The sequence below is a fragment of the Paenibacillus sp. FSL R7-0273 genome (genome assembly GCF_000758625.1).
Taxonomy (GTDB): domain Bacteria; phylum Bacillota; class Bacilli; order Paenibacillales; family Paenibacillaceae; genus Paenibacillus_AQ.
The window spans coordinates 3,574,690-3,598,578 of sequence record NZ_CP009283.1 but is presented as its reverse complement, the minus strand read 5'-3'; the positions used below and the strand labels follow the sequence as shown (position 1 = coordinate 3,598,578).

Genomic DNA, 23,889 nt, shown 5'->3' with positions numbered 1-23,889 from the left:
TAATAACATACGATGTGAATTGCGTCGATAAAGGAGTGATCGGCTTCTCTGTCAATGGATAAATTGCAAACAATTATATACTGCAAAATGCAGCTGTGTTTCCGGTCACTATAGCACTGTCATGACAGGAGTTATAATAAATTGAGGCTGATTGTACTCAGCCCTGTCATAACAGCTTCCCTTAGGAGGAGATATTTAAATGAGGAAGTATATCCCTAACCAGCACGGAGCCTGGGCCATGCTGATCCTTCCTTTTCTGTTTGGAGTTGCATCATCTGCAGGAAAAGCCATACATATTCCGTTGTTCATCTGCTGGCTGCTGATTTATCTGTTCAGCTTCCCGCTGCTGCAGGGGGTCAAGACCGGTAAATTCCAGCGTTATGCCAAGCCGCTCAAGCTGTACGGGCTTCTGCTGATCCCGTTTGTTGCCTATCTGGTTATCGCCGAGCCTGAGCTGATCTGGTTTGTACTCCCGCTGCTGCCGCTCTTTGCGGTCAATCTCTATTTTGCCAAAACAAAAAATGAACGCGCCCTCGTTAACGACATCTCAGCGATCATAGCCTTTTCCCTGATCATTTATCCGGTCTTCTATGTCGGTCAGGGAGAGAGCTGGCGGACCGCCACAGAGCTGTTCCTCTTGTCCGCCCTATACTTCACCGGCACTGCCTTGTATGTTAAAACAATCATCCGGGAACGGAACAATGTCCGCTATTATTATGTATCCGTTGCTTATCATCTGCTGGTTGCAGCGGCAGGCCTGCTGCTGTTCCCCTCGCTGTTTGTGCCTCTGCTTGTTCTGCTGCTCCGGGCTGCCATTCTGCCGAAGACAGGGATTACAGCCAAACGTACCGGGATAACCGAGATTGGTTTTTCGGCCATGCTGTACGCAGCCGTGCTGGTTTTTTATTTCTAGAGTCTGCAGGCGAACAATAAAAAGGATGCTTTTCTATCGGCGTTTCGATAGCAAAGCATCCTTTTTTTGTAATGCAGGAGTTTCATGTCTATTCCACAATCATATCCTGATTGCTTGAGCCCGGCGGTACGATCGGATACACATTCGTCTCCTCGGTTATATCGAATTCCATAATCACAAGGCCTTCCGTATGAAGCGCGAGATCGATCATCTGCTCAGCCTCATCCAGTGAACGCGCACTGAAGCCATGAGCCCCGAACGACTTGGCAAGGGCAACGAAGTCCGGTGAGCTGATCCGTACCGAGGAGTAGCGCTTGCCGAGGAACAGCTGCTGCCACTGTCTCACCATGCCGAGATAGCCGTTTTTGAAGATGGCGATTTTGACATTCAGATTCAGATCAACAGCGGTCATCATTTCCTGCATATTCATCTGAATGCTTCCGTCTCCGGTGATACAGATCACCGGACGGTCCGGATAAGCAACCGCAGCACCGATGGCAGCCGGCAGGCCATACCCCATTGTGCCCAGCCCGCCGGAGGTCAGGAACGAACGCGGCCGGGAAAATTGATAATGGGTTGCAGTCCATATCTGATGCTGGCCTACATCTGTAGCGATAATGGCATCTCCGTCAGAGGCATTCTGCAGGCAGGCGATCACTTCCTGCGGGGCCAGCTTCTGCTCCTTCTTGCGTTTCACTTTTGCCGAACGGCTGCGCCAGTCCTGAATCTGCCGCTCCCATTCCTGCCTGTCTGCTGTATGTACATTACCCGTCAGCCGTTCCAGCATTTCACCACAGGAGCCGGTAATGGCAAGGTCGATCTGAATGTTCTTGTTCAGCTCGGAGGTATCGATATCCACCTGGATTTTGTAGGAATCCGGTGAAAAGGCCTTGCGGTTGCCGGTGACACGGTCACTGAACCGGACGCCGAGGCACAGCACCACATCAGCGCTCTGCAAGGCGCGGTTCGCAGCTACACTGCCGTGCATCCCGACCATGCCCAGATGCAGCGGATGCCCTGACGGAAAGGCGCCGAGACCCATCAGGGTACTGGCTACAGGCAAATGGTACTGCTCGGCAAACGCCTTGATTAGCGCAGGCGTATTATCAGTCATGCAGCCCCCGCCGATGAGAATAAGCGGACGCTGTGCGCTGCTTAGCTCCTCCGCCGCCAGCCGGACATCAGCCTGAAGAATGGAATGGTCCGGCTGATAACCGCGGATATAAGGCAGGTTCATCGTTTCCGCAGTATAACAGCTGTCCGGCACCTCCGCATTCATCACATTCTTGGGCAGGTCAATCAGAACCGGGCCGGGCCGTCCTGTTGCCGCTACATAAAAGGCTTCATGTATAATCCTCGGCAGATCTGCGATTTCCCTTACAATATAATTATGTTTGGTGATCGGCATCGTCATCCCGTAAATATCCACTTCCTGAAAGCTGTCCAGGCCGATAAGCTCTGTTGACACCTGCCCGGTAAAGACAATCAGCGGAACAGAATCCATGAACGCCGTAGCAATACCGGTCACGGCATTAGTGGCCCCCGGCCCGCTTGTAACCAGCGCAACACCAGTGAGTCCTGTGGCCCGGGCATAACCATCTGCGGCATGTACAGCCGCCTGCTCGTGCCGGACCAGAACATGCTGTATCCTGTCACAATCATATAACGCATCATACAAGGGCAGTACGGCTCCGCCCGGGTATCCGAATATCGTCTCCACATCTTTTTCGATCAGCATCTGAATCAGCAGCTGGGCTCCGTTCATAGGTACAATTCGTCTCCTGTCTAATGAATATGTTTTACGGATAACAGATTATGGGTAACATGTTGTGATAGATTATACCTGAGAGGATGATCTCCATTGGCAAAAGATACCGAACAGCAGGTCCATCTCACACGTGAAGAACGCGAGCAAATCGGCCGCAGAACAAACGCCGGCTTTGCCAGGGTAGAGCGGGCGGCAGTGGATGAAGGCACAGAAGCCATTCCGACCGGCTCAATCGGCCAGCCGCTCACTGAGGAAGAAATCCGCCGCCGGGTAGGCTCGGGAAATTTCGAGTCAGCCAAAAACGATCTCCAGTCCGGCTCCATTAACAGCTGATTCTCCTGCCTGCAGCCTAGCCTCCGATATAGGACATGCCGATCTTCGTCCGGCTGCGGGCAGTCTGCTCTGTCCGTTCATCGGAGTAACGGTCGCTCCGCTGCTCCCACACCGTCCGGATCGCCTTCAGCAGGCTGTAGTCATCTGCTCCGCTGCGGAGCATAGCTCTAAGGTCCAGACCGGTGGAAGCGAACAGACAGGTGTAGAATTTCCCGTCGGAAGACAATCTGGCCCGCGTACAGGAAGAGCAGAATGATTCTGAGACAGAAGTAATAAAGCCGACCTCTGCCCCGCTGTCCTTGTAACGGTAACGTTCAGCAACTTCACCGAAGTAACTATGTCCAAGCGCCTCCATTTCAAAGCTGCTTTGGAGGCGCTCCAGTATTTCCTTTTTGGTGACCACCTTCTTGAAGCTCCAGCCGTTGTCATTGCCGACATCCATGAATTCAATGAAGCGCAGGGTAATCTGCTTTTCCTTGAAATAACGGGCCATCGGTTCAATCTGCGATTCATTGACACCCCGCTGCACTACCATATTCACCTTAACCTCGAACCCGGTATTTACCGCATGCTCGATGTTCTTCAGAATAACGCCGGATTTCAACCCCCGCCCGTTCATTTGCCCGAACAGTTCAGGATCCAGTGCATCGAGGCTGACATTAAGCCTGCGCAGTCCTGCAGCATATAACGGCTCTGCCTGCTGGCCCAGCAATACTCCGTTAGTGGTTAGACCCATATCCTTCACCCCGTCCATAGCACGCAGCCCTTCAACGAGTACAGGCAGCTCACGCCGCAGGAGCGGTTCGCCGCCGGTCAGGCGGATTTTGGTCACACCCAGGGAGATGAACAGGTTGGTCAGCCGGCTGATTTCATCAAAGGTCAGCAGCTCACCGGCCGGTAGAAACGCATAATCATCGCCGAACAGCTCTTTGGGCATGCAGTAGGAGCACCTGAAATTGCACCGGTCTGTTACGGAAATCCGCAGATCGCGGATCGGACGGCGCAATTGATCCTGTACGGGTAATGTTCTCATCTGTCTGGTTCTCCTTTCCTGCAGGCTTACAGCAGCCATTCCTCTGTTCCTTCTTCAACGCCAAGCAGCAGCACGTCCACAGCAGTGCCCGCAGTATAGCCCCTCGTCCCTCCCGGCAGCACAATCAGGGAATTCCCCCGTGCGATTGAGGATACGGCATTGGATTTATTGAATCCGGCAGGCCGGACCGAAAAGCCGTCATACACCGCCCGGATAAACCGCGTGAACGGATTGGCCTTCGAGAAATCCTCGGCAAGCACCGCCTTGGTATACGGCAGATATACCTTTTCCGCCCCGGTCATTTGCAGCAGAGCAGGCCGCACAAACAGCTCAAAGCCGGTAAAGCAGGCTGAAGGATTGCCGGACAGCCCGAACAGGCATTTGCCGCCCGAGACTGCAACCGTTGTTACGCTGCCCGGACGCATCGCGACCTTGTTGAACAGCACCTCTGCCCCGATACGGGCATAGATTTCAGGCAGGTAATCATAATCACCGACGGAAACCCCGCCTGTAGTAATAAGGCAATCGGTTTCCGAGAGCGCCCGCCCGACTGTCAGCAGGCTTTCCTCCAGCTGATCTGCTGCAGTCTCATACATTCTGAACGGAAGGCCCATCCGGGCCAGCTGGGCGGCGATCATCGGACCGTTGCTGTTGCGGATTTTGCCGGGCTCCAGCGGAGAAGCGACGTCCAGCAGCTCTGTTCCTGTGGACAGGATACCGACAACCGGACGCCTGGCCACCTTAACCTGCGAGTATCCAAACGTGGCCAGCAGCGCAATCGTGCCGGGCTGGATGAAGCTGCCTGCCGGGATAATCTGTTCACCTGCCTGCATATCCTCACCCTGCAGGGACAGATTCTCACCGGCTGCAAAGGCTTTTCGGATCGTAAAGCCCAGCGGACCTGCTTCAGCCGTCTGCTCGAACATGACTACCGCATCCGCACCTGCCGGAAGCGCCGCTCCCGTCATCAGCCGGACCGCCTCATAAGCGCCGACCGTAACACCAGACACCTGGCCTGCACCGATGTGATCCACCACATTGAATTGTACACGGCTGCCGCCGGATGCTTCAGCAGAATCAGCCGACCGGATGGCGTATCCGTCATACGGTGAGCGCGTGAAATGCGGCACATCATGAGTCGCGGTCAGCGGCTCCGCAAGGATGCGGCCATAGCTTTCGGCAAGCGGTACACTTTCCGTGCCGGTGCGGCCGGCTTTTGCAATCACTCTGGCTACTGCTTCTGCTACGCTGACCGGATTTCTTGTCTTCTCCACCTTCATCTGCTCCTAACCTCGCTTATACTGGAACCCGGCTGCCGCCGGTTATTTATTCGTAATATCGCTGAATGTGCCTACGTACCGCACATCCTCACCAGTCTCATCCTTCACCGCGCTGATATTGAGCCATTGCAGATACTCCTGGCCGTTCTTGCGCTTATTCCAGATCTCGCCCTGCCACATGCCCTTCTCCCTGATCTCATTCCACATAAGACTGTAGAAATCCTTGGATTGGCGGCCTGATTTCAGGATGCTTGGCTGCTTGCCGAGCACTTCACCTTCCGCAAAGCCTGTAAGCCTTGTAAAGGCAGGGTTTACTGACTTGATCTGGCCCGAGACATCTGTAACCATTATGCCTTGGCCTGTTGAATTGAACACTTCTGAGGTAAGTGCGAGCTTGTCTTGAAAATACAGCCACACCACCAGCACCAGACTGGCCAGCGCAACCTGGGATAGCAGCATAAAGCCGATTGAATATTGCCCGGTTGCCGCATAAATAATGGACAGCATAATCGGCGGGAAGAAGCCGCCCAGTCCACCCATCATCGACACGATCCCGTTGGCAATCCCGGCCTGCTTGTTAAAGTACAGCGGAACCAGCTTGAAGATGACCCCGTTACCGATCCCTGCACTCACTGCAATCGCCAGACACCCTACGGTGTAGAGCCCCATGGAAGGCATAAAGGCCAAGACAATCGCAGCAACAGTATAAATGCTGAATGTGCCGATAAGCAGGAACAGCGGCTGGAACTTATCGGCCAGCCATCCGCCAACCGGTCGGAAGAAGGTAGCTACAGCAATGAATCCTGCAGTACGCATCCCGGCGTCTACCTTCTCCAGTCCAAAGCTGGATACCAGGAAGCCCGGCAGATAGATGGTAAACGCCACAAAGGAACCAAATGTAATGAAGTAAAACAGTGAGAACAGCCACAGCTTTTCATTCCTGGCTACTCCCTTGATCTGTTCGATAATCGGTGTCTTCATCTTAGGCTCATGCCGGTCCCCGAAGAAGAAGTTCAGGGCGATGAAGATGAGCAGCAGAATTAGATACAGCTTCACTGCAGGTCCCCAGCCGATCTCTGCAGCAATGATCGGAGCAGAAAAAGTCGTGACTGCTGTTCCAAGGTTACCGATCCCGTAGATCCCGTTCACCAGACCGTGCTTATCCTTGGTGTAATATTTGGGCAGTGAGGTTACCCCTACCGAGAATACAGCGCCTCCTATACCAAGGAACGTTCCGCCGATAATCAGATGCGCCATCGTGGTCGCTTCACTGATAAAGTAGACCGGGAACAGCAGCAGAATAAAGCTGCACATAAAGATGATCCGTGCCCCGAAAATGTTGGCATAGTAGCCCAGCGGTATCCGCAGGATTGAGCCGAGCACCACCGGTATAGCGGTGACCATGGCCAGCTTGCCGGACGGGATGCTGATGTCCTCGGAAATAAAGGGCATGAGGGAAGAGATAATTACCCATACCATAAATCCGGTAACCAGGTTTAGTGTTTGAAGCGGCAACTGCATTTTTTTAATCATTCATTTTCACCTTTTTCGCCAATTATTCTCCTGATTGTCTATGTGAATATTTCCTGTACTCATTGTATCTGCCGATCCCCCGGCTCAGATATAGGGGAGTCCCCTGTCCCTGACAGGGTAAACCCTGAAAATATAATAAGGCGGGTTCCCCGTGGCGTCCTGCCGCTAAAACTGCTCACAAATTAAGGGATTACTCGCATCTGAAACTTTAAAAGCAAAATAAAAACAGCTGCTCCGGTCAGGAACAGCTGTCAGCTCATGTGATCATTGTATTCAGTTTACCGGACAGCCGCTCCCGGTCACGGGGGCTCAGCAGGGTCTCGGCCATCGGGAACACTACCGTCTCCTCTTTGACAAAATGGACGGTCAGCACCTCGAATGCCTCACCGGCATCCCTGGCAGCAGCGCGAAGCTCTTCTACTGAGCTCAGCTGTGCCTCACCGCCGGTGTGATGGAGAAAATGCCCTATGTAACCGTCGATCTCCCGGTGCTCCTCCTGAATGCCGACGAGCGGCCCCTGCTCAAAGCCGATGTACTGGCCCAGCAGCGGGAAGAAATGCTCCTCTTCCTTAGCGGTATGCTTGTTAAGCGGAATCATAAAATCCATAATTGCCCTGCGCAGCTCTTGAAGCCTCGCTTTGCCTTCATCCAGACTGATGTCGTCCTGCTCGAACCAGAGCACGGCAGTATGCCATTCTCCCATCAGATATGATAAATAGCGGTGCTCATTCTCAAGAATGCGCATGGCAGGTGTCGAAAACTTTAAGCCTGCACTTTGAGACATGCGGCTCCACCTCCATCCGCCGGTCAGAAATCCAGCATTTTTTTACGCAACGCATATTCAACCAGCTCCGGCCGGCTCTTCAGGTTCAGCTTTTCCATAATCTTCGCCTTATGCGCTTCCACCGTCTTCACGGAAATATACAGCTTCTCGGCAATTTCCTTGTTTCCGTAGCCTTTGGCAATCAGCGGCAGAATCTCCAGCTCCCGCTTGGATAGCAGCTCGAACAGATCCTCCGTTGTCACGGTTTTATCCTTCTTGATGAACTCGCGGACGAGCGAGGTCGCCATCTTGGGGTGAATATAGGTGCCGCCCTCATATATGGTCCGGATGGCCAGCAGCAGCTCCTCGTCCGGAGCGCTTTTGAGCACATAGCCGGATGCCCCGTTCTTCAGCACGTGGAACAGATATTCCTCGTCATCATGCATCGTCAGGATCAGGATTCTGGTATCGGGATAATCCTCCTTAATCTTACCGGTAGCAATCAGTCCGCTCTCGCCCGGAGGCATGCTCAGATCCATAATCAGAATGTCCGGCCGGTGCTTGGCAACCAGCGTATAAGCCTCCCTGCCGTCCGCCGCCGTTCCGATTACTTCAATATCGTCCTGAAAATTAAGAATCATGGCGAACCCGCTGCGGACGATGGCATGGTCGTCAGCAATAACGATCTTCATTCAGCAGCTCATTCCTTCCCTTGTATCTTTCCTGCAGGAACCATCAGCAGAATCCTTGTGCCTCTGCCCTTTTGTGATTCCACACTGAACGTTCCGCCTACCAGCTCTGCGCGTTCCTGCATGCCGAAGAGGCCAAGACCGGTTCCCGCCGGCTCGTCACCCGGATGAAAGCCGATCCCGTGGTCCTCAACCTGGAGCCGGATGAAGCCGTCTCGCTCAGACAGTGTAACCTTAACCGTATCGACCTGGGCATACTTGAGCGCATTCAGCACGGCCTCCTGGCATACCCGGTAGACTACAGTCTCAAGCTCACTGCTGTACCGCTTCTCGCACAGACGGGATTCGAAATCAATGACAAGGCCATAGCTCTGCTCCATCCGCTTGAAGTGGGAACGGAAGGCTGCCTCCAGCCCGAAATCATCGAGCGCCGCCGGCCGCAGCTCTACTGAGAGATTACGGATATCACTAAGCAGCCGGGTCATGGATACCTCGGTCTGCTTCACCTTCCGCAGCAGCTGCTCGTCATCCGTCATATATTTAAGCACCCGCAGGTCAATGACCGCACTCATCAGCTCCTGGGCTACACTGTCATGCAGCTCGCGGGAGATCCGCTTGCGCTCATTCTCCTGGGCCTCGATAACATGCTTCATCATTTTGTTCTGGTAGAACTTCTCCTGGGTTTTGAACTGCCGGGTCAGATCCCGCAGCATGAAGACCCGGATTCCCTGCTCGGCATCAATCGTATGAAAGGTAGCCGCATAGGGGACGATTCCCTTATCCCTTGTCTCCAGATATACCTGATAGGAGGTGAAGTTATCCGTATCCGGCGTATTAAAATAGCAGTTCAGACAGGTGCGCAGCTCCGTCTCACTTGTATAACCCCGGCAGGTTCCGCATAGTGCCAGGGGATTTCCCTGATACAGCTGGGCCAGAATATCCTGGTCAATAATCTGTTCTGCCGCCGGATTCATCGCAAGCATCTTGCCGTCCCGGTCAAAAAAGAACATCGCCTCGGTGCTATTCTCAAACAGCCTGCTCATGAGCCCATTCGTCAGATCTTTTCCGGGTGTAATCAACTCAGCAACAATTCCTTCCCGTTCAAGTCTCCAATGCCCCTGCGCGCGGTAGCTTCCAGAGCCTGCACCATCTCAAGGGTAACCTGCCGCTCCCCTCTGAAGCCCCCTAGCAGCACACCGGCTACTCTGGCATCGCTCCAAATGGGTACAGCAGCAATACTGCTTAAATTCTCCATTTTGGTGATTGGATAAGTAAATAAGGAATCAGGCTGTACGTCTTTCTCTACAGAAGGCAGCAGAAACGGTTTACCGGTCTTGAACACGATTCCGGCAATCCCCCTGCCTGATTGCAGGACAATCCGCTTGTAACGTTCATTCGTGTTCCCGGAGGCGTATTTCCAGCGGATCACATAATCATATTCTGCCGGTTCGGCAAGCGCCAGTGATATGAAGTCATAACCAAGTGCCTTGCGGATCTCGTCAAGCTCCCCCTGGTAATCCACCTTGCTATTCATCGTTTCCACTCCTATTGAACAGGGAAAGAAAATCCGGCTTCTTTCCTTTAATTCGTTTTATTTCTTCTGTATAGAATATAACTTCTGCCTATATAATTCAACGGAACACTCCAGACATGGACCAGCCGGGTAAACGGCCAGAAGGCAAAGATAGCAAAGCCGGACAGGATATGCAGCTTGAACGAGAACGGCACATCTGTCATTAGTGCAGGATCAGGACGGAACATAAACAGCCCGCGGAACCAGACGGAAATGGTATCCCGGTAGTCGAATTCCGGCTGTACAGCATTAGTCACAATAGTGGAGTACATTCCCATGAACACTATAAATAGAAGCAGCGAGTTGACAATCAGATCAGATGCAGAGCTGAGCCTCCGTACATTCTTGATTGTAAAACGCCGGGCTGTAAGAATCAGCATACCGGCCAGTGTAGCAAAACCAAAGATCCCGCCGATATACACAGCTCCGATATGGTACATGTGATCACTCACCCCAACGGCCTCGAGCCATGACTTCGGAACGGCAAGACCGCCGATATGGCCGAGAATAACCGGCATAATCCCGAGGTGGAACAGGATGCTGCCGAACTTCAGCTGCTTTTTCTCAATAAATTCACTGGATTTGGCCGTCCAGTTGAACTGGTCCTTGCGGTACCTGAAGATATGTCCGAATATAAAGACCACCAGACACATATAAGGGAAAATGACCCATAGAAACTGACCGTACATATTCATTGGCTCAGGGCCTCCTGTTCAGCACAAGCTTTAAATGTTACGCGCAGCCCCTTCACCAGATGGAAATAGGGACTGTTGTTTTTCTCAAGCGCCTTGAGCAGATGGAACGTGCCGTCCTCCAGGATCGCTATCAGCATCCGGAAGTTCTCCGGTGCATCCGGATTGTCCAGCCATTCTGCGGCATACAGGAACTCGCACATCAGCGGCAGGAAATCGGGCAGCTCCCCTTCCGGCATCTCCAGTCCGAACATTTCATAGAGCAGCTTCAGCTTAGCCAGCATCTGTCCCCGTTCCTTGGCATCCTCAAACTTGAAATAAGTCATATACAAAGCGCAGTCCTTCTGAAAATCAAAGGTAGCCGCATAGCTCTCCTGAATCTCCTCCAGGCTGTAGTTCTGCATCAGTGTCCAGTACGTATGCACATGGGCATAGCCGGGATGATCCTGGCTGAACGCCTCCTCCAGAAAAGCCGGATGAAAATCCAGCTTCTCTGGATACATGAGCTGCAGGGCGAAATATCCGAAGGATTCCTTATAGCTGTACAATTTGGTCAGATCAATCACGCCAGATCCCCCCGTAGAAATTCTCCTCATACATATCTTTGCCGGTCTTCAGGCTCTCGCCGATGGAGCTGGCAGCGCCGCAGCCGTCGCAGCCGGAGCCTGCGCCCATGTCGCCCATTCCGTTGCCGTAGCCCGCAGAACCCTGGGCACGGTAAGGATTCATATGCTGCTCTTTGTGTGAGGTCGGGATAACAAACCGGTCCTCATATTTGGCAATCGCCAGCAGCCGGTACATTTCCTCTGTCTGCTGTGCAGTCATGCCGACACGGTCCAGACGGCTAAGATCAAATTCCTGGCCTGACGACTGGGCGCGCATGTACGAGCGCATCATCGCCATCCGCTGCAGGGCTTCTTTTACCGTTTCCGTATCGCCTGCAGTCAGCATATTAGCCAGATATTGAATCGGCGTGCGCATTTCTTCAATCGCCGGGAAAATCATATCCGGGTTCTTCAGTGAATCCTTGCCTTCAAAATAGTTCATAATCGGACTAAGCGGCGGTACATACCACACCATCGGCAGCGTCCGGTATTCCGGATGCAGCGGGAAGGCCAGCTTGTGCTCGATCGCCAGCTTGTATACCGGTGAATTCTGGGCAGCTTCCAGCCAGTCCTCGGAAATGCCGTCTTTTCTGGCCTGGGCAATCACTTCCGGATCATGCGGATTCATGAACAGGTCGCATTGCGCCTTGTACAGATCCTGCTCATTAGGCGTTGAAGCCGCATCAAGCACCTTATCAGCGTCATAGAGCAGCACGCCCAGATAGCGGATACGTCCGGTACAGGTCTCGGAGCATACAGTCGGCAGGCCCGCTTCTACACGGGGGAAGCAGAAGGTGCATTTCTCGGCCTTATTAGTCTGCCAGTTGAAGTATACCTTCTTATAAGGGCAGCCGGTCATGCAGTATCTCCAGCCGCGGCAGGCCTCCTGGTCAACGAGCACAATGCCGTCCTCATCCCGTTTGTACATTGCTCCTGAAGGACAGGAAGCGACGCAGCTCGGATTCAGACAATGCTCACAGAGGCGGGGCAGGTAGATCATGAACGACTTCTCGAAATTGAACTTGATCTCTTCCTCAATCTTCTGGATGTTCGGGTCGAGCGGACCGGTGACATGTGCCCCGGCCAGATCGTCCTCCCAGTTCGGGCCCCACTCCAGGTCCATCTTTTCGCCGGTTACAGCCGAATGCGCCCGTGCTACAGGGGAGTGCTTCTGTTCCCCCGCGTTAGTCAGATGCTCGTAGTTATAGGTCCATGGCTCATAGTAATCCTTCATTTCCGGCATATCCGGGTTATAAAAGATTTTACCGAGCGCGATCTTGGACAGCTTGTTGCCGGATTTCAGCTCCAGCTTGCCTTTGCGCAGCTGCCAGCCGCCTTTATAGAGCTCCTGGTCTTCCCAGCGCTTCGGATAGCCGATCCCCGGCTTTGTTTCCACGTTGTTGAACCACATATATTCCGCACCCTTGCGGTTCGTCCAGGTCGTTTTACAGGTGACGCTGCAGGTATGACAGCCGATGCATTTATCCAGATTCATTACCATTGCAACTTGCGCTTTAATTTTCAAGCCAGTTAACCTCCTTCATTTTGCGTACGGCTACGTAGACATCCCGCTGGTTGCCGATCGGACCATAGTAGTTGAAGCCGTAGCTGAGCTGAGCGTATCCGCCGACCATCTGGGTAGGCTTCAGATGAATCCGGGTAGGCGCATTATGGCTTCCGCCTCGGGTATCGGTAATTTCCGACCCCGGCACTTGAATATGCTTGTCCTGGGCGTGGTACATGAACATGGTGCCTCTCGGCATCCGGTGGCTGACTACCGCCCGTGCTGTAACCACACCGTTGCGGTTATATACTTCCAGCCAGGCATTATCCTCAATGTCGTGGGCTGCCGCATCCTCGTTATTAATCCATACCGTCGGTCCTCCGCGGAACAGGGTCAGCATATGCTGGTTATCCTGATAAGTGGAGTGAATGTTCCATTTACCATGCGGTGTCAAATATCTCAGCACCAGTGAATCCTGGCCGCCCTTGATTGCCTTGTCGCGCGGTCCGAAAACCATAGGCGGCAGTGTCGGCTTAAATACAGGCAGGGATTCCCCGTATTGCAGGAAAATCTCATGATCAATGTAGAAATGCTGTCTTCCGGTCAGCGTACGGAACGGCACGAGGCGTTCGATATTCGTGGTGAACGGAGAATACCGGCGGCCCTGCTTGTTCGAGCCGCTGAATACCGGCGTCGGAATGACTTCACGCGGCTGTGCAGTGATGCTCTGGAAGGTAATCTTCTCCGCTGCACGGTCTGCTGAAATATCCTTCAGCGGTACCCCGTGATCCTTCTCAGCCGATTCGTAGGCCTTCTGGGATACACGGCCGTTAGTTGCCGAGGAGAGATGCAGAATCGTATCTGCCGCCTGGCGGGCTGTCTGCAGCTTAGGCAGGCCGTTTTTGATCGATTCATCAAAATAAACGCCGCTAAGCTTCTTTAATTCCTCATATTCCTCGGCAACAGAGAAGCTGACGCCGTGCGCGCCGGCTTTTCCGACTGCCAGATTGGGTCCAAGCGAAATATATTTATCGTGAATTTTGGTATAGTCACGTTCCACAATACTCAGGTTAGGCATCGTTTTGCCCGGAATGGCCTCCACTTCACCCTTAGCCCAGTCTTTGACCAGACCCATCGGCTGGGAGATTTCACTGATTGAGTCATGTCCGAGTGGTGAAGCAACGATGTCTTTGTATACGCCCGGCAGATGGGTTTTCGCCATTTCGGAGAAGACCTCGGACAGCTGGCGGTAAATATCCCAGTCCGAACGCGATTCCCACAGCGGATTGACCGCCGGGTTGAACGGGTGGACGAACGGATGCATGTCAGTGGACGAAAGATCCGTTTTCTCGTACCAAGTAGCCGCCGGCAGCACAATGTCTGCATAAAGCGGAGTTGTGGTCATCCGGAAGTCCATCGCAACCATCAGATCCAGCTTGCCTTCCACATCCTCACGCCAGATGATTTCCTCCGGCTTTTGCTCTTCATTAGGTTCAGCGAGCAGTCCGTCCGAAGCGCCCAGTAGATGCTTCATGAAGTACTCCTGGCCTTTGGCGGAGCTTGAGATCAGATTGGAGCGCCAGATAAAGAGCGAACGCGGGAAGTTCTCCGGTGCGCCCGGGTCCTCCACCGCAAAGCGGGTTTTCCGCGTTTTGATCTCCTCCAGCGCATGTCCGATGATCTCACTGTTGGATTTCTTGCCTTCCCGTGCCGCTTCTTCCGCGAACAGCAGGCTGTTCTTGTTGAACTGCGGGAAGGACGGCAGCCAGCCTAGACGTGCAGCCAGAACGTTGTAATCCGCCGGATGCTGGTAAGCAAGCTCGCCGCCGGTCGGAGATTTCAGCGAATCCGTGCCGCTTTCTTCATACCGCCACTGCTCGGTGGCAAAGTAGAAGAACGAGGTCGCATTCTGCTGGCGTGCCGGACCCTGCCAGTCTTTGGCGAAAGCTACAGTGGACCAGCCTTCGATCGGACGGCATTTCTCCTGGCCGACATAATGCGCCCAGCCGCCGCCGTTAACGCCTTGCGAAGCAGTCAGAACCACCAGGTTCAGGATGGAACGGTAGATCGTATCACTGTTGAACCAGTGGTTAATCCCTGCCCCCATGATAATCATCGAGCGTCCGCCTGTATCTATTGCATTCTGCGCGAACTCGCGGGCGATCTGCACCACGACGCTGGCCTTCACCGTCGTAATCTTCTCCTGCCATGCCGGAGTATAATGCGAAGCTTCGTCGTCATAGCCTTTGGCGTTAAGCGGACTGTCGGTGCGGGCAATCCCGTACTGGCTAAGCATCAGATCGTAGACAGTAGCTACATAACGCTCCGTTCCGTCAGCCAGCTGCAGTTTGCGGGCCGGGATCACACGACGGAACGTGCCGTTGCCGGAGTTGTCAAAGAACGGGAATACAATTTCTGTCCATTCTTCGCCATGGCCTTCAATGCTGAGCGCCGGCTCTACCTTGCTGCCGTCTTCATTCTCAAGAATCAGGTTCCACTTCTTGCCTTCCTCCCAGCGCTGGCCCATCGTGCCGTTAGGGACCATCACATGACCGGCGGCCTCATCGTAGATGACCGGCTTCCAGTCAGAGTGCGGCGTGCTGTCCCCGAGGTCGCTGGCCCGCAGGAAACGTCCGCCCTTCCAGGCATCCTCATGCGGATCAAGCAGAATCAGGAAAGGCATATCTGTATATTGCTTGGCATAGTTCAGGAACATCGGCTCCTGCCGCTCCTGGTAGAATTCACTCAGAATAACATGGGTCATGGCCTGGGCCACCGCAGCATCCGTTCCCGGATTCGGTGCCAGCCAGTTGTCGGCAAATTTCACATTCTCCGCAAGGTCAGGCGCTACAGAGACGACCTTGGTTCCCTTATAGCGGACCTCAGTCATAAAGTGTGCATCCGGTGTCCGTGTCAGCGGGACATTCGAGCCCCACATGATCAGATAGCCGGAATTGTACCAGTCCGAGGATTCCGGTACATCGGTCTGCTCGCCCCAGATTTGCGGGGAAGCCGGAGGCAGATCGGCATACCAGTCATAGAAGCTCAGCATCTGGCCGCCGAGCAGCGAGATAAAGCGGGCGCCGGAAGCATAGCTGACCATCGACATGGCCGGAATCGGCGTAAAGCCGGCAATCCGGTCCGGTCCATACTTGCGGATCGTGTAAATCAGCTGTGCTGAGATCAAATGCAGCACATCGTCCCAATTAACGCGGATATGTCCGCCTTTGCCGCGCGCTTTTTTATACTGGCTGGCTTTCTCCGGATCTTCCACAATGCTGGCCCAGGCATCAATATAGTTGCCGTGCTCCTGCAGAGCCGCCTGCCACAGCCGCCACAGCTTGCCGCGTACATAAGGATATTTCACACGCAGCGGGCTGTACTCATACCACGAGAAGGTCGCTCCGCGCGGACAGCCGCGCGGTTCAAACTCCGGCATGTCCGGTCCGCAGGAAGGATAGTCGATCTGCTGGTTCTCCCAGGTGATGATTCCGTTCTTCACAAATACCTTCCAGCTGCAGGAGCCGGTACAGTTTACGCCGTGTGTAGTGCGGACGACTTTGTCGTGCGACCAGCGCTGACGGTACATATTTTCCCAGTCTCTATTTTTCTCCTCAAGAATGGACCATTTTCCGGAATAGCTCTCGATCGGTTTAAAAAAGTTAAGGCCGAATTTCTTCTTCATCGGTTACGAACACTCCTTTGCGAATGAAGCGAATCTAGTCAATCATTCAATTAATACCATTATGGATCTGTAGGCCGGCAGTTCCCATTAGGGAAACACCTATTGCGCCGCGGGAATTCCCTTGATCTGCCGAAACGGCAAATACGCCTCTCCCAAAACCGGGAAAAGCGCCGCTGCAAGCCTGTTTCTTCACTGCGGGAGGTCCCCATAGGGAGTTCCCTCTTTGTTGTACGGGGAATACCTTACCGGGGATTTCACTACCAGCTGATATGCTATACTGATCAAAAATACTGAAAGGATGAACGACATGGGAGGACCTTCATTACGCCAGCAGCATGCCCATCATGCCATTCATGAGGGCGGCCTGTCCGGTGCTATAAGTAAAACTGAGGAAGTAGAGGAGCTGCTTGAGGCAAAAGAATATGAGGTAGCCCGCCAGGCGGCTGAGCACCTGCTTGAATACTGGGAGACACGGATTCTCAGCCATGCCGATGCGGAGGAGGACGGCTTCTATCAGGAAATGGAAACGAAGCAGCCTGACCTGAAGGATGCTGTTATCCGGCTTGCCCGTGATCATGAATTAATGCGGATTATTGTGAGGGACACCAAAGCCCTGCTGGCCCGGGAAGGGCTCACCCCGGAGGTGCTCCGCCAGCTTCACGCCCTGCTGGTTGTTAATGCTGTTCATAGCCGGGATGAGGAGCGTCTGCTGTTCGGGGAGGCATAAGCTGATCCGGCTGTGCCAGAAGAGCCCGTAAATCATCTTTATTAATAAGTAAATCCTGCAATGTATATTGGTCCAGCACCTGAAGGTAGGCGTTGAGCGCCTTACCCAGCACGCCTTTAAGCCCGCACACCGGGGAGATCGGACAATTTCCGCCTGAAGGCTGGAAGCATTCGACGAGATACAGATCGTCTTCCATCCGCCGGACGACCTCCCCGATGTTAATGCGGCCGGGTGTCTTCGCCAGACGTATACCGCCTCCCCTCCCCCTTACCGTTTCGATATAACCCGCCTTACCCAGCTCATGGGAAACCTTCATCAGATGATTCTTCGAGATTTGATACGCATCCGAAATGCCCTGAACCGTTGACAGCGCCTCCCGCTCCTTCGCTCCAAGATACAAAAGAATCCGCAAAGAGTAATCCGTATATAAAGTCAGTCTCATGTTAAACCTCCGAATCGCATGCTTAGTAAGTGATATTTGTTACAAATAATATTAATAAAATTGTCTATTTTGTTAAAGTGGTATTTAAAATATATCTTTTAATTTAAATTCAGTATATATTAATTCTGGATGAATTGAGAGGGGATGAACATTATTTTATCACAACACACACGTGACATTGTTAAGTCGACAGCGCCGGTACTGGCAGAACACGGAACAACCATCACAACCGTCTTTTACCGGAATTTGTTCGAAGCCCACCCGGAATTGTTAAACGTCTTCAACCACGCTAACCAGGCACAGGGCCGTCAGCAGGCCGCACTTGCGAATGCAGTGTATGCTGCAGCCGTACACATCGACAATCTGGAGAACATTCTGCCTGCGGTAGTCCAGATCGCCCACAAGCATGTCAGTCTCGGCATCAAGCCGGAGCATTATCCGATTGTCGGTGAATTTTTGCTGAAAGCGATCAAGGAAGTGCTTGGCGATGCCGCCACACCTGAGATTCTGCAGGCCTGGGAAGAAGCTTACGGCGTTATCGCCGGCGCTTTTATCGGTGTCGAGGATAACATGTACAAAGAAGCCCGCGAGCAGGAAAACGGCTGGAATTTCTTCAAACCGTTCAAGGTTGCCCGTAAAGTCCAGGAGAGCGGCAATATTACCTCCTTTTATCTGAAGCCAGCGGACGGCTCCAATGTTCCGGATTACAAGCCAGGCCAGTACATTTCTGTGCGTGTGCTAATTCCAGGCGAGAAGTATACGATGATACGTCAGTACAGTCTGTCCCAGGCCCCTAAAGCGGATGAATTCCGCATTTCCGTAAAACGCGAGGAAGCAAACGATCCAAATGGGGTTGTGTCCGTCTATCTGCACAATCAGGTCAACGAAGGCGATACGGTCGAGGTCAGCGCTCCTGCCGGTGAATTCATGCTCGATGTCTCCAAAACCACACCTGTAGCGTTCATCTCCGGCGGCGTAGGCATTACCCCGATGATGAGTATGTTCGAAACGGTTGCCAGTGTAACTCCGGACCGTCCGGTTGTTTTCCTGCACTCTGCGCGCAATGAATCACTCGCCGCCTTCCGCCAGGATGTTGAGAAATACGCAGCCGCCATGAGCAACGCCAAGACCAAAACCTTCCTGTCCGGCGGACCTGACGGTGTAATTACAGGCGAAATCCTGAAAAGCTATGTGGATGTTACCGGCGATGCCTATGTATGCGGACCCGTTCCATTCATGGAAGCCATGATCCGCGGGCTGATTGCGCTTGGAATGAAGGAAGAGCAGATTCATTACGAGTTCTTTGGTCCGGCCCTGCAATTGCAGAACAGCTAGACCTGTGCGTCTGGTCACCCCTGCTCCTTTCCGGCTTGCGCTATCCTTTGATGTAGAAGCCGCTCTATAGCGGTATACATATTCAGGAGGATTGCACAAATGGAAAAGGTAGCTGTTGATTATGAGAAAATGTACTACGGGTTCCCGGTTATCCTGATCAGCTTTTATGATGCGGACGGTAAGCCCAATGTGACGCCTATCTCCTCTTCCTATTCACTTAAGGACATGATGATGCTGGGCTTCAGCAGCAAGGGGTATGCGGTGAACCAGATTAAGGCGGTGCGGGATTTCGTTATCAATATTCCGGGCCGTTCGCTGATGGACGCGATTACCTACTGCGGCGCGCATTCCGGACAGGAGCTCAGCAAATTTGACCACGTGGATCTGACGCATGAGCAGGCACACACGGTCAATGCACCGGTTATCCGGGAATGCCCGGTTGCCATTGAATGCACAATGATTGATGTCATTGAGCATGACCAGTTCAAGGGGATTACCAACATTCTGGCCAAGATTCAGGGCCGTTATGTCGCCGGTAATGTGCTGAATGAGGAAGGCGGACTGCAGGCCTCGGAGCTCGACAACATTCTCTATTTCGGAGACGGCCGTCAAAAAAGCTTCCGTTTCATGCAATAATACAATGTAACATTCCAGCGCACAGCAGCGCTTCCCCTGATGACGGAGAAGCGCTGCTTGTTTATTGTTTCATTTAAAAAGAATCCGGTCCAGCCGCACAGCTCCTGCTCTGACCTCAACCTTTATCTTTGAGCTTCCGGCAGCCGCTAACCCTACCGCCTGTATGGTCTGCTTATTCTCCCCTGGCTGAAGTGTCAATGAAGCTATTTCCCGCTCATCCTGAAAAAAAGCTACAGCCGCAGGCTCCTTACAGCTATAGATAAAGGAGACGCTGCTCTCTTCCCGGGTATCGTTGATTGTATAGACGGCGAATTCTCCGCCTTCAAGCTCAAGAGCGAACCGGTCCCACAATACGTCGAAGAAGAAACGTTTAGTCAAATCCCCCCGCCCTATTTCCTCGACAATCTGCATCCCGGTCCCTGTCCGGTATTTAAAAGGGTTTCCTTCCATTCGCAGCCCGCTGAAAGACTGGCCTTTGCCCGGCAGCTCATCAAAATCGGTTGCCCGGACCGTACACCCCGGCGTTCTGAACACTGCATAGGTCACATCGGCATTATACCGGCAGCTTTCAACCCGGATATGCTCAAGATACCGATCCAGAATGGCTTGGGCTTGCTCATAACCGGGATGGGCACCGCCTCGGGTATAGTCCATCAGCAGATTCCAGTCTTCCGGCAGATGAACGGAATATGGCGAGCTGGTGTTGTCCATCTTTTTCCACGGCCACAGGTTGTAGCCGATATTCAGTTCCGCAGCCAGCGGATAGATGGCGGTATACCACTCGTTCAGATTCTCACCGCTCTCACCCAGCCATAGCGGCGCATTCAATCTCTCAGACACTTCAAGGAATTCTGTGAAAGAGCTGAGATCCGGGTAGCAGGCATAGCGGTGAAAATGAATGATCATATTATCATCATATTTTTTGTGGAAAATACTTGTGTCTGTCGCCCAGTGATGCCCTTCGATAGACAGCATGTGCCTGTCATCCACAGCCCGGATGGCTGCAACCGCCTCTTCGTAAAACTGGACCAGCTTAGGAACCAGATAGTCAAAATCCTGTCCGGCAGACGGCGTCTTAATCGGTTCATTCAGCAGGTCATAGCCGCCGACAATCCAGCGGTCCCTGTACCGCTTCGCCAGCTGTGTCCATAGCGCAATCCCTTTATTCCAGCTGTCTTCATCTGTGAACAGCCTCGGCACATCATCGACTGAGTCGTCGATATTCGCGCCGGTCTGGCCGCCCGGAGCGCCGTGCAGGTCCAGAAAAGCATACAGCTTATATTCCTCACACCAGTCCAGGCAGCGGTCAATAAGCCGGAATCCCTCCTCTTTCCAGGTAATTCCGGGCTCATCCTCCATCAAAATACGCCAGTTGAACGGAATACGCACAGAATTATAACCCTGCTCAGCCATCAGCCGGATATCCTCTCTGGCAATGTAGCTGTTGCGGAAGGCCGCCCAGAACTGCTCAGCGTACTTAGTTCCCGCCAGTTCACGGATAACAGCCTCAATCCGCGCAGGACGGTCAAACCGGCTGTTGCCGTCAGTAGTCCACATATAGCCTTCAGGAAGCAGCCAGTTGCCAAGCCCCCAGCCGGTGAGAAGCACCTCTTCGCCCTTGCCGTTCACGACCGTCCTGCCCTCTGCCCTAAGAAATCCGGTGACTCTGGAGCTGCTCATCTTCTCATTCATCTGTCCGATCGTCCTCCTGCAGCATTATATGAAGCGGTTACAATAAGTCTTACATGTGATTCAGCCTTCTATGTAATAGGCGAATACGGTCTCAACCGGCTTGAAATACAAATAGCCGTCGTCCTCCCAGGGCTGGAAATGCTGATCCATGCGGGAGTCTTCCCATGGTACCGGGGTTCCTTTGGTGTTCAGCCTTCCCGGAACTACAGGCTCTTCCACTACTGACGGAAATTCCTGATAGCCGAACAGCAGATTCTCATGCATCGCGATGATATCGTATTTATTGCCGTGGAACGCCCGCTCCTCCTGCAGCTGGTAATGATAATAGATATAACTGGCAACCTTTTCGCGCTTCAGATGGGCAACTCTGCCCCCGCGCCGCTCAACTGCCGCCTTACGCAGCCAATGCTCATAGCCGGCCGGTTCATTAAAGTGAAAGACATCAATCATTTCAATCCACTTCCGGGGAGACGCTTCCCCCTCCCAGTCAATCAGATAGGATCCGGCGGTGCCAGCCACCAAGGCAGGCTCTATCTCTGTTCCGGTGCATTCATAATAGAGAAACACGTTATTCTCCCAGGAAAATGCCGCAGCCGTCATCAGCCTGCCATCCTCAACCAGCTGTCTGGCTGCTGAATCATTCTGCAAGGCTGCCAGGCCGTCCGCCGCTTGACCCTCTTTCCATATTCCCCGGTACATTTTGCGAGAGATCATAAATGGAATCCACTCCTGTTATTATTATCGGCAATGATAGGTTTGCCGTTTCCCAAACTTTACTATAACATGTTCAGCCTGAAGTGAATACCGGACTGGACGCACACAAACGCGCCGGGCAGGTATATAAAAAACGGCTGCGCCCTCCTGTTACGGAAGGCTGCAGCCGTTCTGCTATAGTTTGATTCCGGCTTTACACCCGGACCTGGCGGATTGCATCCCGCATATCATTTGTATTTGCACTGATCACCATGGAAGCATCATATACCTCTCTGATCTTCTCGAGCTGCAGGTCGGTCAGCTCACGGATCTGCCGGGTCTGCTCCGACACCCCTCCGGCAATCATCGCCATGCTGCCTACTGCAGCGGCAACCTCCTCTGAGCCCGCAGACAGCTGCTCGGCTGTAGCAGAGACGTCAATAATCTGCTCCGCCACTTCGCGGAATGCGGCAGAGGCCTGAAGCAGCGCTTCCTCCGCCCCGGCTGACATATGTACACCTTCCGTCACTTCCCTGGAAGCCCCCTCCATCCTGGTACCGATACCTGAAGAGGCATTGCCTATCTGGGTCAGCAGGTCCGCAACACGCTCCACTGCAGCCGAGGAGCCCTCCGCCAGCTTGCGCACTTCTCCGGCAACAACCGTAAATCCGCGCCCGTGCTCTCCGGCCCTGGCAGCCTCAATGGATGCATTAAGCGCCAGCAGCTTGGTCTGGTCAGCGAACTGCCGGATGGCAAGGAGCGCGCCTTCAATCTCTGCTGCATAGCCCTGAAGCTGTGTGGCCATATCCAGCGTCTCATGCGTCGATTCAGCAATGGACTTCATCTGCCGGTTCATCTCTGATACCGCCGTCTGTGAGACGTTCACCTTATCCAGCGCTTCGACGGCAGAACCGGATACAGAAGCAGCCGAAGAGGATATCCTGGCAATGCCTTGCGCCATTTCATCCATTGCCAGTGCACTGCTCTGTGCACCCTCCGTCTGCGTGCTTGCTCCGGCGAATATATCTCCGATTTTTCCGTTGACCGTCTCACTCATCCGCAGCACATCGTCTGCATTTCTGCTGAAGGTCTCCGAGGTACCGTACAGGTAATCCGAGGCTGTGGACACGTTAAACACCATGCCCTTTACCCGTGTGTTCAGTTCTTCAGACATCTTGAGCATTGCCTGATAGGCCGTACCGATTTCATCCCGGGAGGTAACGGGCCGGCCGTGCAGAATCCGGGAGGCTTCGGCCAGATCACCGGCAGCCATCGATTCTGCGCCTGCCGTTATCGTATGCAGCGGGCGCAGCGACCGGGTCACGAACCAGGCGAGAACGGCCAGCGCAGTCAGGGATACAGCCAGAATAATACCGTATAGCGGAAGACTCTGGAGCAGCACATCCCCGGTTAAAGTGCTGAGGACAGACACATCTGTATCGATCCCCAGTGCGCCGATCAGCTCACCCTGATCATTTTTGACCGGAACAAAGGCTGAGATATAATCCCCGTATTCCGGATTTTTGATCAGCTCTGAGCTGGCATTCTCTCCGGCCTGTACAGCCTCAACCGCAGATGCAGGCATATCGGTCTGCTCATTGATCGGTGAGGCCAGCGGGTCTCCTTCCGGCCTGCCGTCAATCATGAGCAGCGGCTGGCCGGCTTCATCAATCCTGACAAAATATACATAACGGGCCCCGATGGATTCACGGAACTGGTCCAGCTCGTTGCGCAGTGACCAGTAGAGCTCTGTCTCCTGCGGATCTGCCAGAAAGTCACTGTACCTTCCGGTATTGAGCTGAGAAGCATAACTGCCGGCAATGCTCATGTTGTAGCTGCTGATGGTCCCTTGAACGGCAGACCCGGTGTTCGCCCGTTGAATAGCGATATTACCGGCTGTAATACACAGAATAACGGCTGCTGTGACACAGAGAATCCGGGCAATCAGACTTGTACGGATAAAAGCAAGCATGGAGACTTTCCTTTCGCGCAG

At 53.3% G+C, this 23,889-nt stretch carries 21 protein-coding genes; 5 read left to right on the top strand and 16 right to left on the bottom strand.

What is annotated here, in order from left to right:
* Window positions 1–199: 199 nt before the first annotated feature.
* Window positions 200–913 (top strand): YwiC-like family protein, encoded by a 714-nt coding sequence (locus tag R70723_RS15485; RefSeq protein WP_039873232.1) that lies wholly within the window; start codon window positions 200–202, stop codon window positions 911–913.
* An 88-nt stretch (window positions 914–1,001) separates the two neighbouring features.
* Here the strand turns inward: R70723_RS15485 and ilvB are convergent, their stop codons facing one another.
* Window positions 1,002–2,678 (bottom strand): biosynthetic-type acetolactate synthase large subunit, encoded by a 1,677-nt coding sequence (gene ilvB, locus R70723_RS15480; protein ID WP_039873228.1) that lies wholly within the window; start codon window positions 2,676–2,678, stop codon window positions 1,002–1,004.
* A 96-nt stretch (window positions 2,679–2,774) separates the two neighbouring features.
* On the opposite strand from ilvB, the gene R70723_RS15475 reads away from it, so the two are divergent.
* Window positions 2,775–3,014, top strand: a complete 240-nt coding sequence (locus R70723_RS15475) for a hypothetical protein (protein ID WP_039873226.1) — start codon at window positions 2,775–2,777, stop codon at window positions 3,012–3,014.
* Between the two features lie 16 nt (window positions 3,015–3,030).
* On the opposite strand, the gene moaA is transcribed toward R70723_RS15475, so the two are convergent.
* The 11 genes from moaA to R70723_RS15420 all read right to left on the bottom strand — a co-directional run bounded on the left by moaA (window position 3,031) and on the right by R70723_RS15420 (window position 16,371).
* A complete protein-coding gene (moaA, locus tag R70723_RS15470; RefSeq protein WP_039878820.1) occupies window positions 3,031–4,047 on the bottom strand; it encodes a GTP 3',8-cyclase MoaA in 1,017 nt (338 codons plus the stop codon).
* Between the two features lie 26 nt (window positions 4,048–4,073).
* On the bottom strand, window positions 4,074–5,327 hold the full coding sequence (locus tag R70723_RS15465) for a molybdopterin molybdotransferase MoeA (RefSeq protein WP_039873223.1): 1,254 nt from the start codon (window positions 5,325–5,327) through the stop codon (window positions 4,074–4,076).
* Between the two features lie 42 nt (window positions 5,328–5,369).
* Window positions 5,370–6,860 (bottom strand): MFS transporter, encoded by a 1,491-nt coding sequence (locus R70723_RS15460; protein ID WP_039873222.1) that lies wholly within the window; start codon window positions 6,858–6,860, stop codon window positions 5,370–5,372.
* A 256-nt stretch (window positions 6,861–7,116) separates the two neighbouring features.
* Window positions 7,117–7,644 (bottom strand): hemerythrin domain-containing protein, encoded by a 528-nt coding sequence (locus tag R70723_RS15455; RefSeq protein ID WP_039873221.1) that lies wholly within the window; start codon window positions 7,642–7,644, stop codon window positions 7,117–7,119.
* A 23-nt stretch (window positions 7,645–7,667) separates the two neighbouring features.
* A complete protein-coding gene (locus tag R70723_RS15450; protein ID WP_039873220.1) occupies window positions 7,668–8,315 on the bottom strand; it encodes a response regulator transcription factor in 648 nt (215 codons plus the stop codon).
* Between the two features lie 8 nt (window positions 8,316–8,323).
* Window positions 8,324–9,355 (bottom strand): sensor histidine kinase, encoded by a 1,032-nt coding sequence (locus R70723_RS15445; protein ID WP_047171431.1) that lies wholly within the window; start codon window positions 9,353–9,355, stop codon window positions 8,324–8,326.
* Between the two features lie 32 nt (window positions 9,356–9,387).
* Window positions 9,388–9,846 (bottom strand): GAF domain-containing protein, encoded by a 459-nt coding sequence (locus R70723_RS15440; RefSeq protein ID WP_039873217.1) that lies wholly within the window; start codon window positions 9,844–9,846, stop codon window positions 9,388–9,390.
* 47 nt (window positions 9,847–9,893) lie between these two features.
* Window positions 9,894–10,580, bottom strand: coding sequence for a respiratory nitrate reductase subunit gamma (gene narI, locus R70723_RS15435; RefSeq protein ID WP_039873216.1), 687 nt, complete (start codon window positions 10,578–10,580; stop codon window positions 9,894–9,896).
* Entirely contained in the window at window positions 10,577–11,143 is a 567-nt protein-coding gene (narJ, locus tag R70723_RS15430) for a nitrate reductase molybdenum cofactor assembly chaperone (protein ID WP_039873215.1), read from the bottom strand. Before narJ ends, narI begins: the two co-directional genes overlap by 4 nt.
* Window positions 11,136–12,707, bottom strand: a complete 1,572-nt coding sequence (gene narH, locus R70723_RS15425; RefSeq protein WP_039873214.1) for a nitrate reductase subunit beta — start codon at window positions 12,705–12,707, stop codon at window positions 11,136–11,138. Before narH ends, narJ begins: the two co-directional genes overlap by 8 nt.
* Window positions 12,697–16,371 (bottom strand): nitrate reductase subunit alpha, encoded by a 3,675-nt coding sequence (locus R70723_RS15420; protein ID WP_039873212.1) that lies wholly within the window; start codon window positions 16,369–16,371, stop codon window positions 12,697–12,699. Before R70723_RS15420 ends, narH begins: the two co-directional genes overlap by 11 nt.
* Before the next feature lie 307 nt (window positions 16,372–16,678).
* Here R70723_RS15420 and R70723_RS15415 point away from each other — a divergent pair, with 307 nt between their 5' ends.
* Window positions 16,679–17,098 (top strand): hemerythrin domain-containing protein, encoded by a 420-nt coding sequence (locus R70723_RS15415; protein WP_039873210.1) that lies wholly within the window; start codon window positions 16,679–16,681, stop codon window positions 17,096–17,098.
* Here R70723_RS15415 and R70723_RS15410 read toward each other — a convergent pair.
* Window positions 17,046–17,540, bottom strand: coding sequence for an RrF2 family transcriptional regulator (locus tag R70723_RS15410; protein ID WP_047171137.1), 495 nt, complete (start codon window positions 17,538–17,540; stop codon window positions 17,046–17,048). The genes R70723_RS15415 and R70723_RS15410 overlap by 53 nt on opposite strands.
* A 153-nt stretch (window positions 17,541–17,693) precedes the next feature.
* Here R70723_RS15410 and hmpA point away from each other — a divergent pair, with 153 nt between their 5' ends.
* Both hmpA and R70723_RS15400 read left to right on the top strand, forming a co-directional pair.
* Window positions 17,694–18,875 (top strand): NO-inducible flavohemoprotein, encoded by a 1,182-nt coding sequence (hmpA, locus tag R70723_RS15405; protein WP_039878817.1) that lies wholly within the window; start codon window positions 17,694–17,696, stop codon window positions 18,873–18,875.
* A 99-nt stretch (window positions 18,876–18,974) separates the two neighbouring features.
* Window positions 18,975–19,511, top strand: a complete 537-nt coding sequence (locus tag R70723_RS15400; protein ID WP_039873208.1) for a flavin reductase family protein — start codon at window positions 18,975–18,977, stop codon at window positions 19,509–19,511.
* 69 nt (window positions 19,512–19,580) lie between these two features.
* Here the strand turns inward: R70723_RS15400 and R70723_RS15395 are convergent, their stop codons facing one another.
* The 3 genes from R70723_RS15395 to R70723_RS15385 form a co-directional block, all read right to left on the bottom strand.
* Window positions 19,581–21,203 (bottom strand): glycoside hydrolase family 5 protein, encoded by a 1,623-nt coding sequence (locus tag R70723_RS15395; protein ID WP_039873206.1) that lies wholly within the window; start codon window positions 21,201–21,203, stop codon window positions 19,581–19,583.
* Window positions 21,204–21,263: 60 nt separating this feature from the next.
* On the bottom strand, window positions 21,264–21,917 hold the full coding sequence (locus tag R70723_RS15390; RefSeq protein WP_039873204.1) for a hypothetical protein: 654 nt from the start codon (window positions 21,915–21,917) through the stop codon (window positions 21,264–21,266).
* Window positions 21,918–22,110: 193 nt separating this feature from the next.
* Window positions 22,111–23,868 (bottom strand): methyl-accepting chemotaxis protein, encoded by a 1,758-nt coding sequence (locus R70723_RS15385; RefSeq protein WP_039873203.1) that lies wholly within the window; start codon window positions 23,866–23,868, stop codon window positions 22,111–22,113.
* Between the last annotated feature and the right edge of the window lie 21 nt (window positions 23,869–23,889).

Coding starts and splice junctions, on each gene's coding strand:
- ilvB (WP_039873228.1), bottom strand. CDS start 2,678: ATGAACGGAGCCCAGCTGCTGATTCAGATGCTGATCGAAAAAGATGTG.
- R70723_RS15385 (WP_039873203.1), bottom strand. CDS start 23,868: ATGCTTGCTTTTATCCGTACAAGTCTGATTGCCCGGATTCTCTGTGTC.
- R70723_RS15415 (WP_039873210.1), top strand. CDS start 16,679: ATGGGAGGACCTTCATTACGCCAGCAGCATGCCCATCATGCCATTCAT.
- R70723_RS15455 (WP_039873221.1), bottom strand. CDS start 7,644: ATGTCTCAAAGTGCAGGCTTAAAGTTTTCGACACCTGCCATGCGCATT.
- R70723_RS15460 (WP_039873222.1), bottom strand. CDS start 6,860: ATGATTAAAAAAATGCAGTTGCCGCTTCAAACACTAAACCTGGTTACC.
- R70723_RS15390 (WP_039873204.1), bottom strand. CDS start 21,917: ATGATCTCTCGCAAAATGTACCGGGGAATATGGAAAGAGGGTCAAGCG.
- R70723_RS15465 (WP_039873223.1), bottom strand. CDS start 5,327: ATGAAGGTGGAGAAGACAAGAAATCCGGTCAGCGTAGCAGAAGCAGTA.
- narI (WP_039873216.1), bottom strand. CDS start 10,580: ATGAATATGTACGGTCAGTTTCTATGGGTCATTTTCCCTTATATGTGT.
- R70723_RS15400 (WP_039873208.1), top strand. CDS start 18,975: ATGGAAAAGGTAGCTGTTGATTATGAGAAAATGTACTACGGGTTCCCG.
- R70723_RS15445 (WP_047171431.1), bottom strand. CDS start 9,355: ATGAGCAGGCTGTTTGAGAATAGCACCGAGGCGATGTTCTTTTTTGAC.
- R70723_RS15420 (WP_039873212.1), bottom strand. CDS start 16,371: ATGAAGAAGAAATTCGGCCTTAACTTTTTTAAACCGATCGAGAGCTAT.
- moaA (WP_039878820.1), bottom strand. CDS start 4,047: ATGAGAACATTACCCGTACAGGATCAATTGCGCCGTCCGATCCGCGAT.
- R70723_RS15395 (WP_039873206.1), bottom strand. CDS start 21,203: ATGAATGAGAAGATGAGCAGCTCCAGAGTCACCGGATTTCTTAGGGCA.
- R70723_RS15440 (WP_039873217.1), bottom strand. CDS start 9,846: ATGAATAGCAAGGTGGATTACCAGGGGGAGCTTGACGAGATCCGCAAG.
- R70723_RS15410 (WP_047171137.1), bottom strand. CDS start 17,540: ATGAGACTGACTTTATATACGGATTACTCTTTGCGGATTCTTTTGTAT.
- R70723_RS15450 (WP_039873220.1), bottom strand. CDS start 8,315: ATGAAGATCGTTATTGCTGACGACCATGCCATCGTCCGCAGCGGGTTC.
- R70723_RS15485 (WP_039873232.1), top strand. CDS start 200: ATGAGGAAGTATATCCCTAACCAGCACGGAGCCTGGGCCATGCTGATC.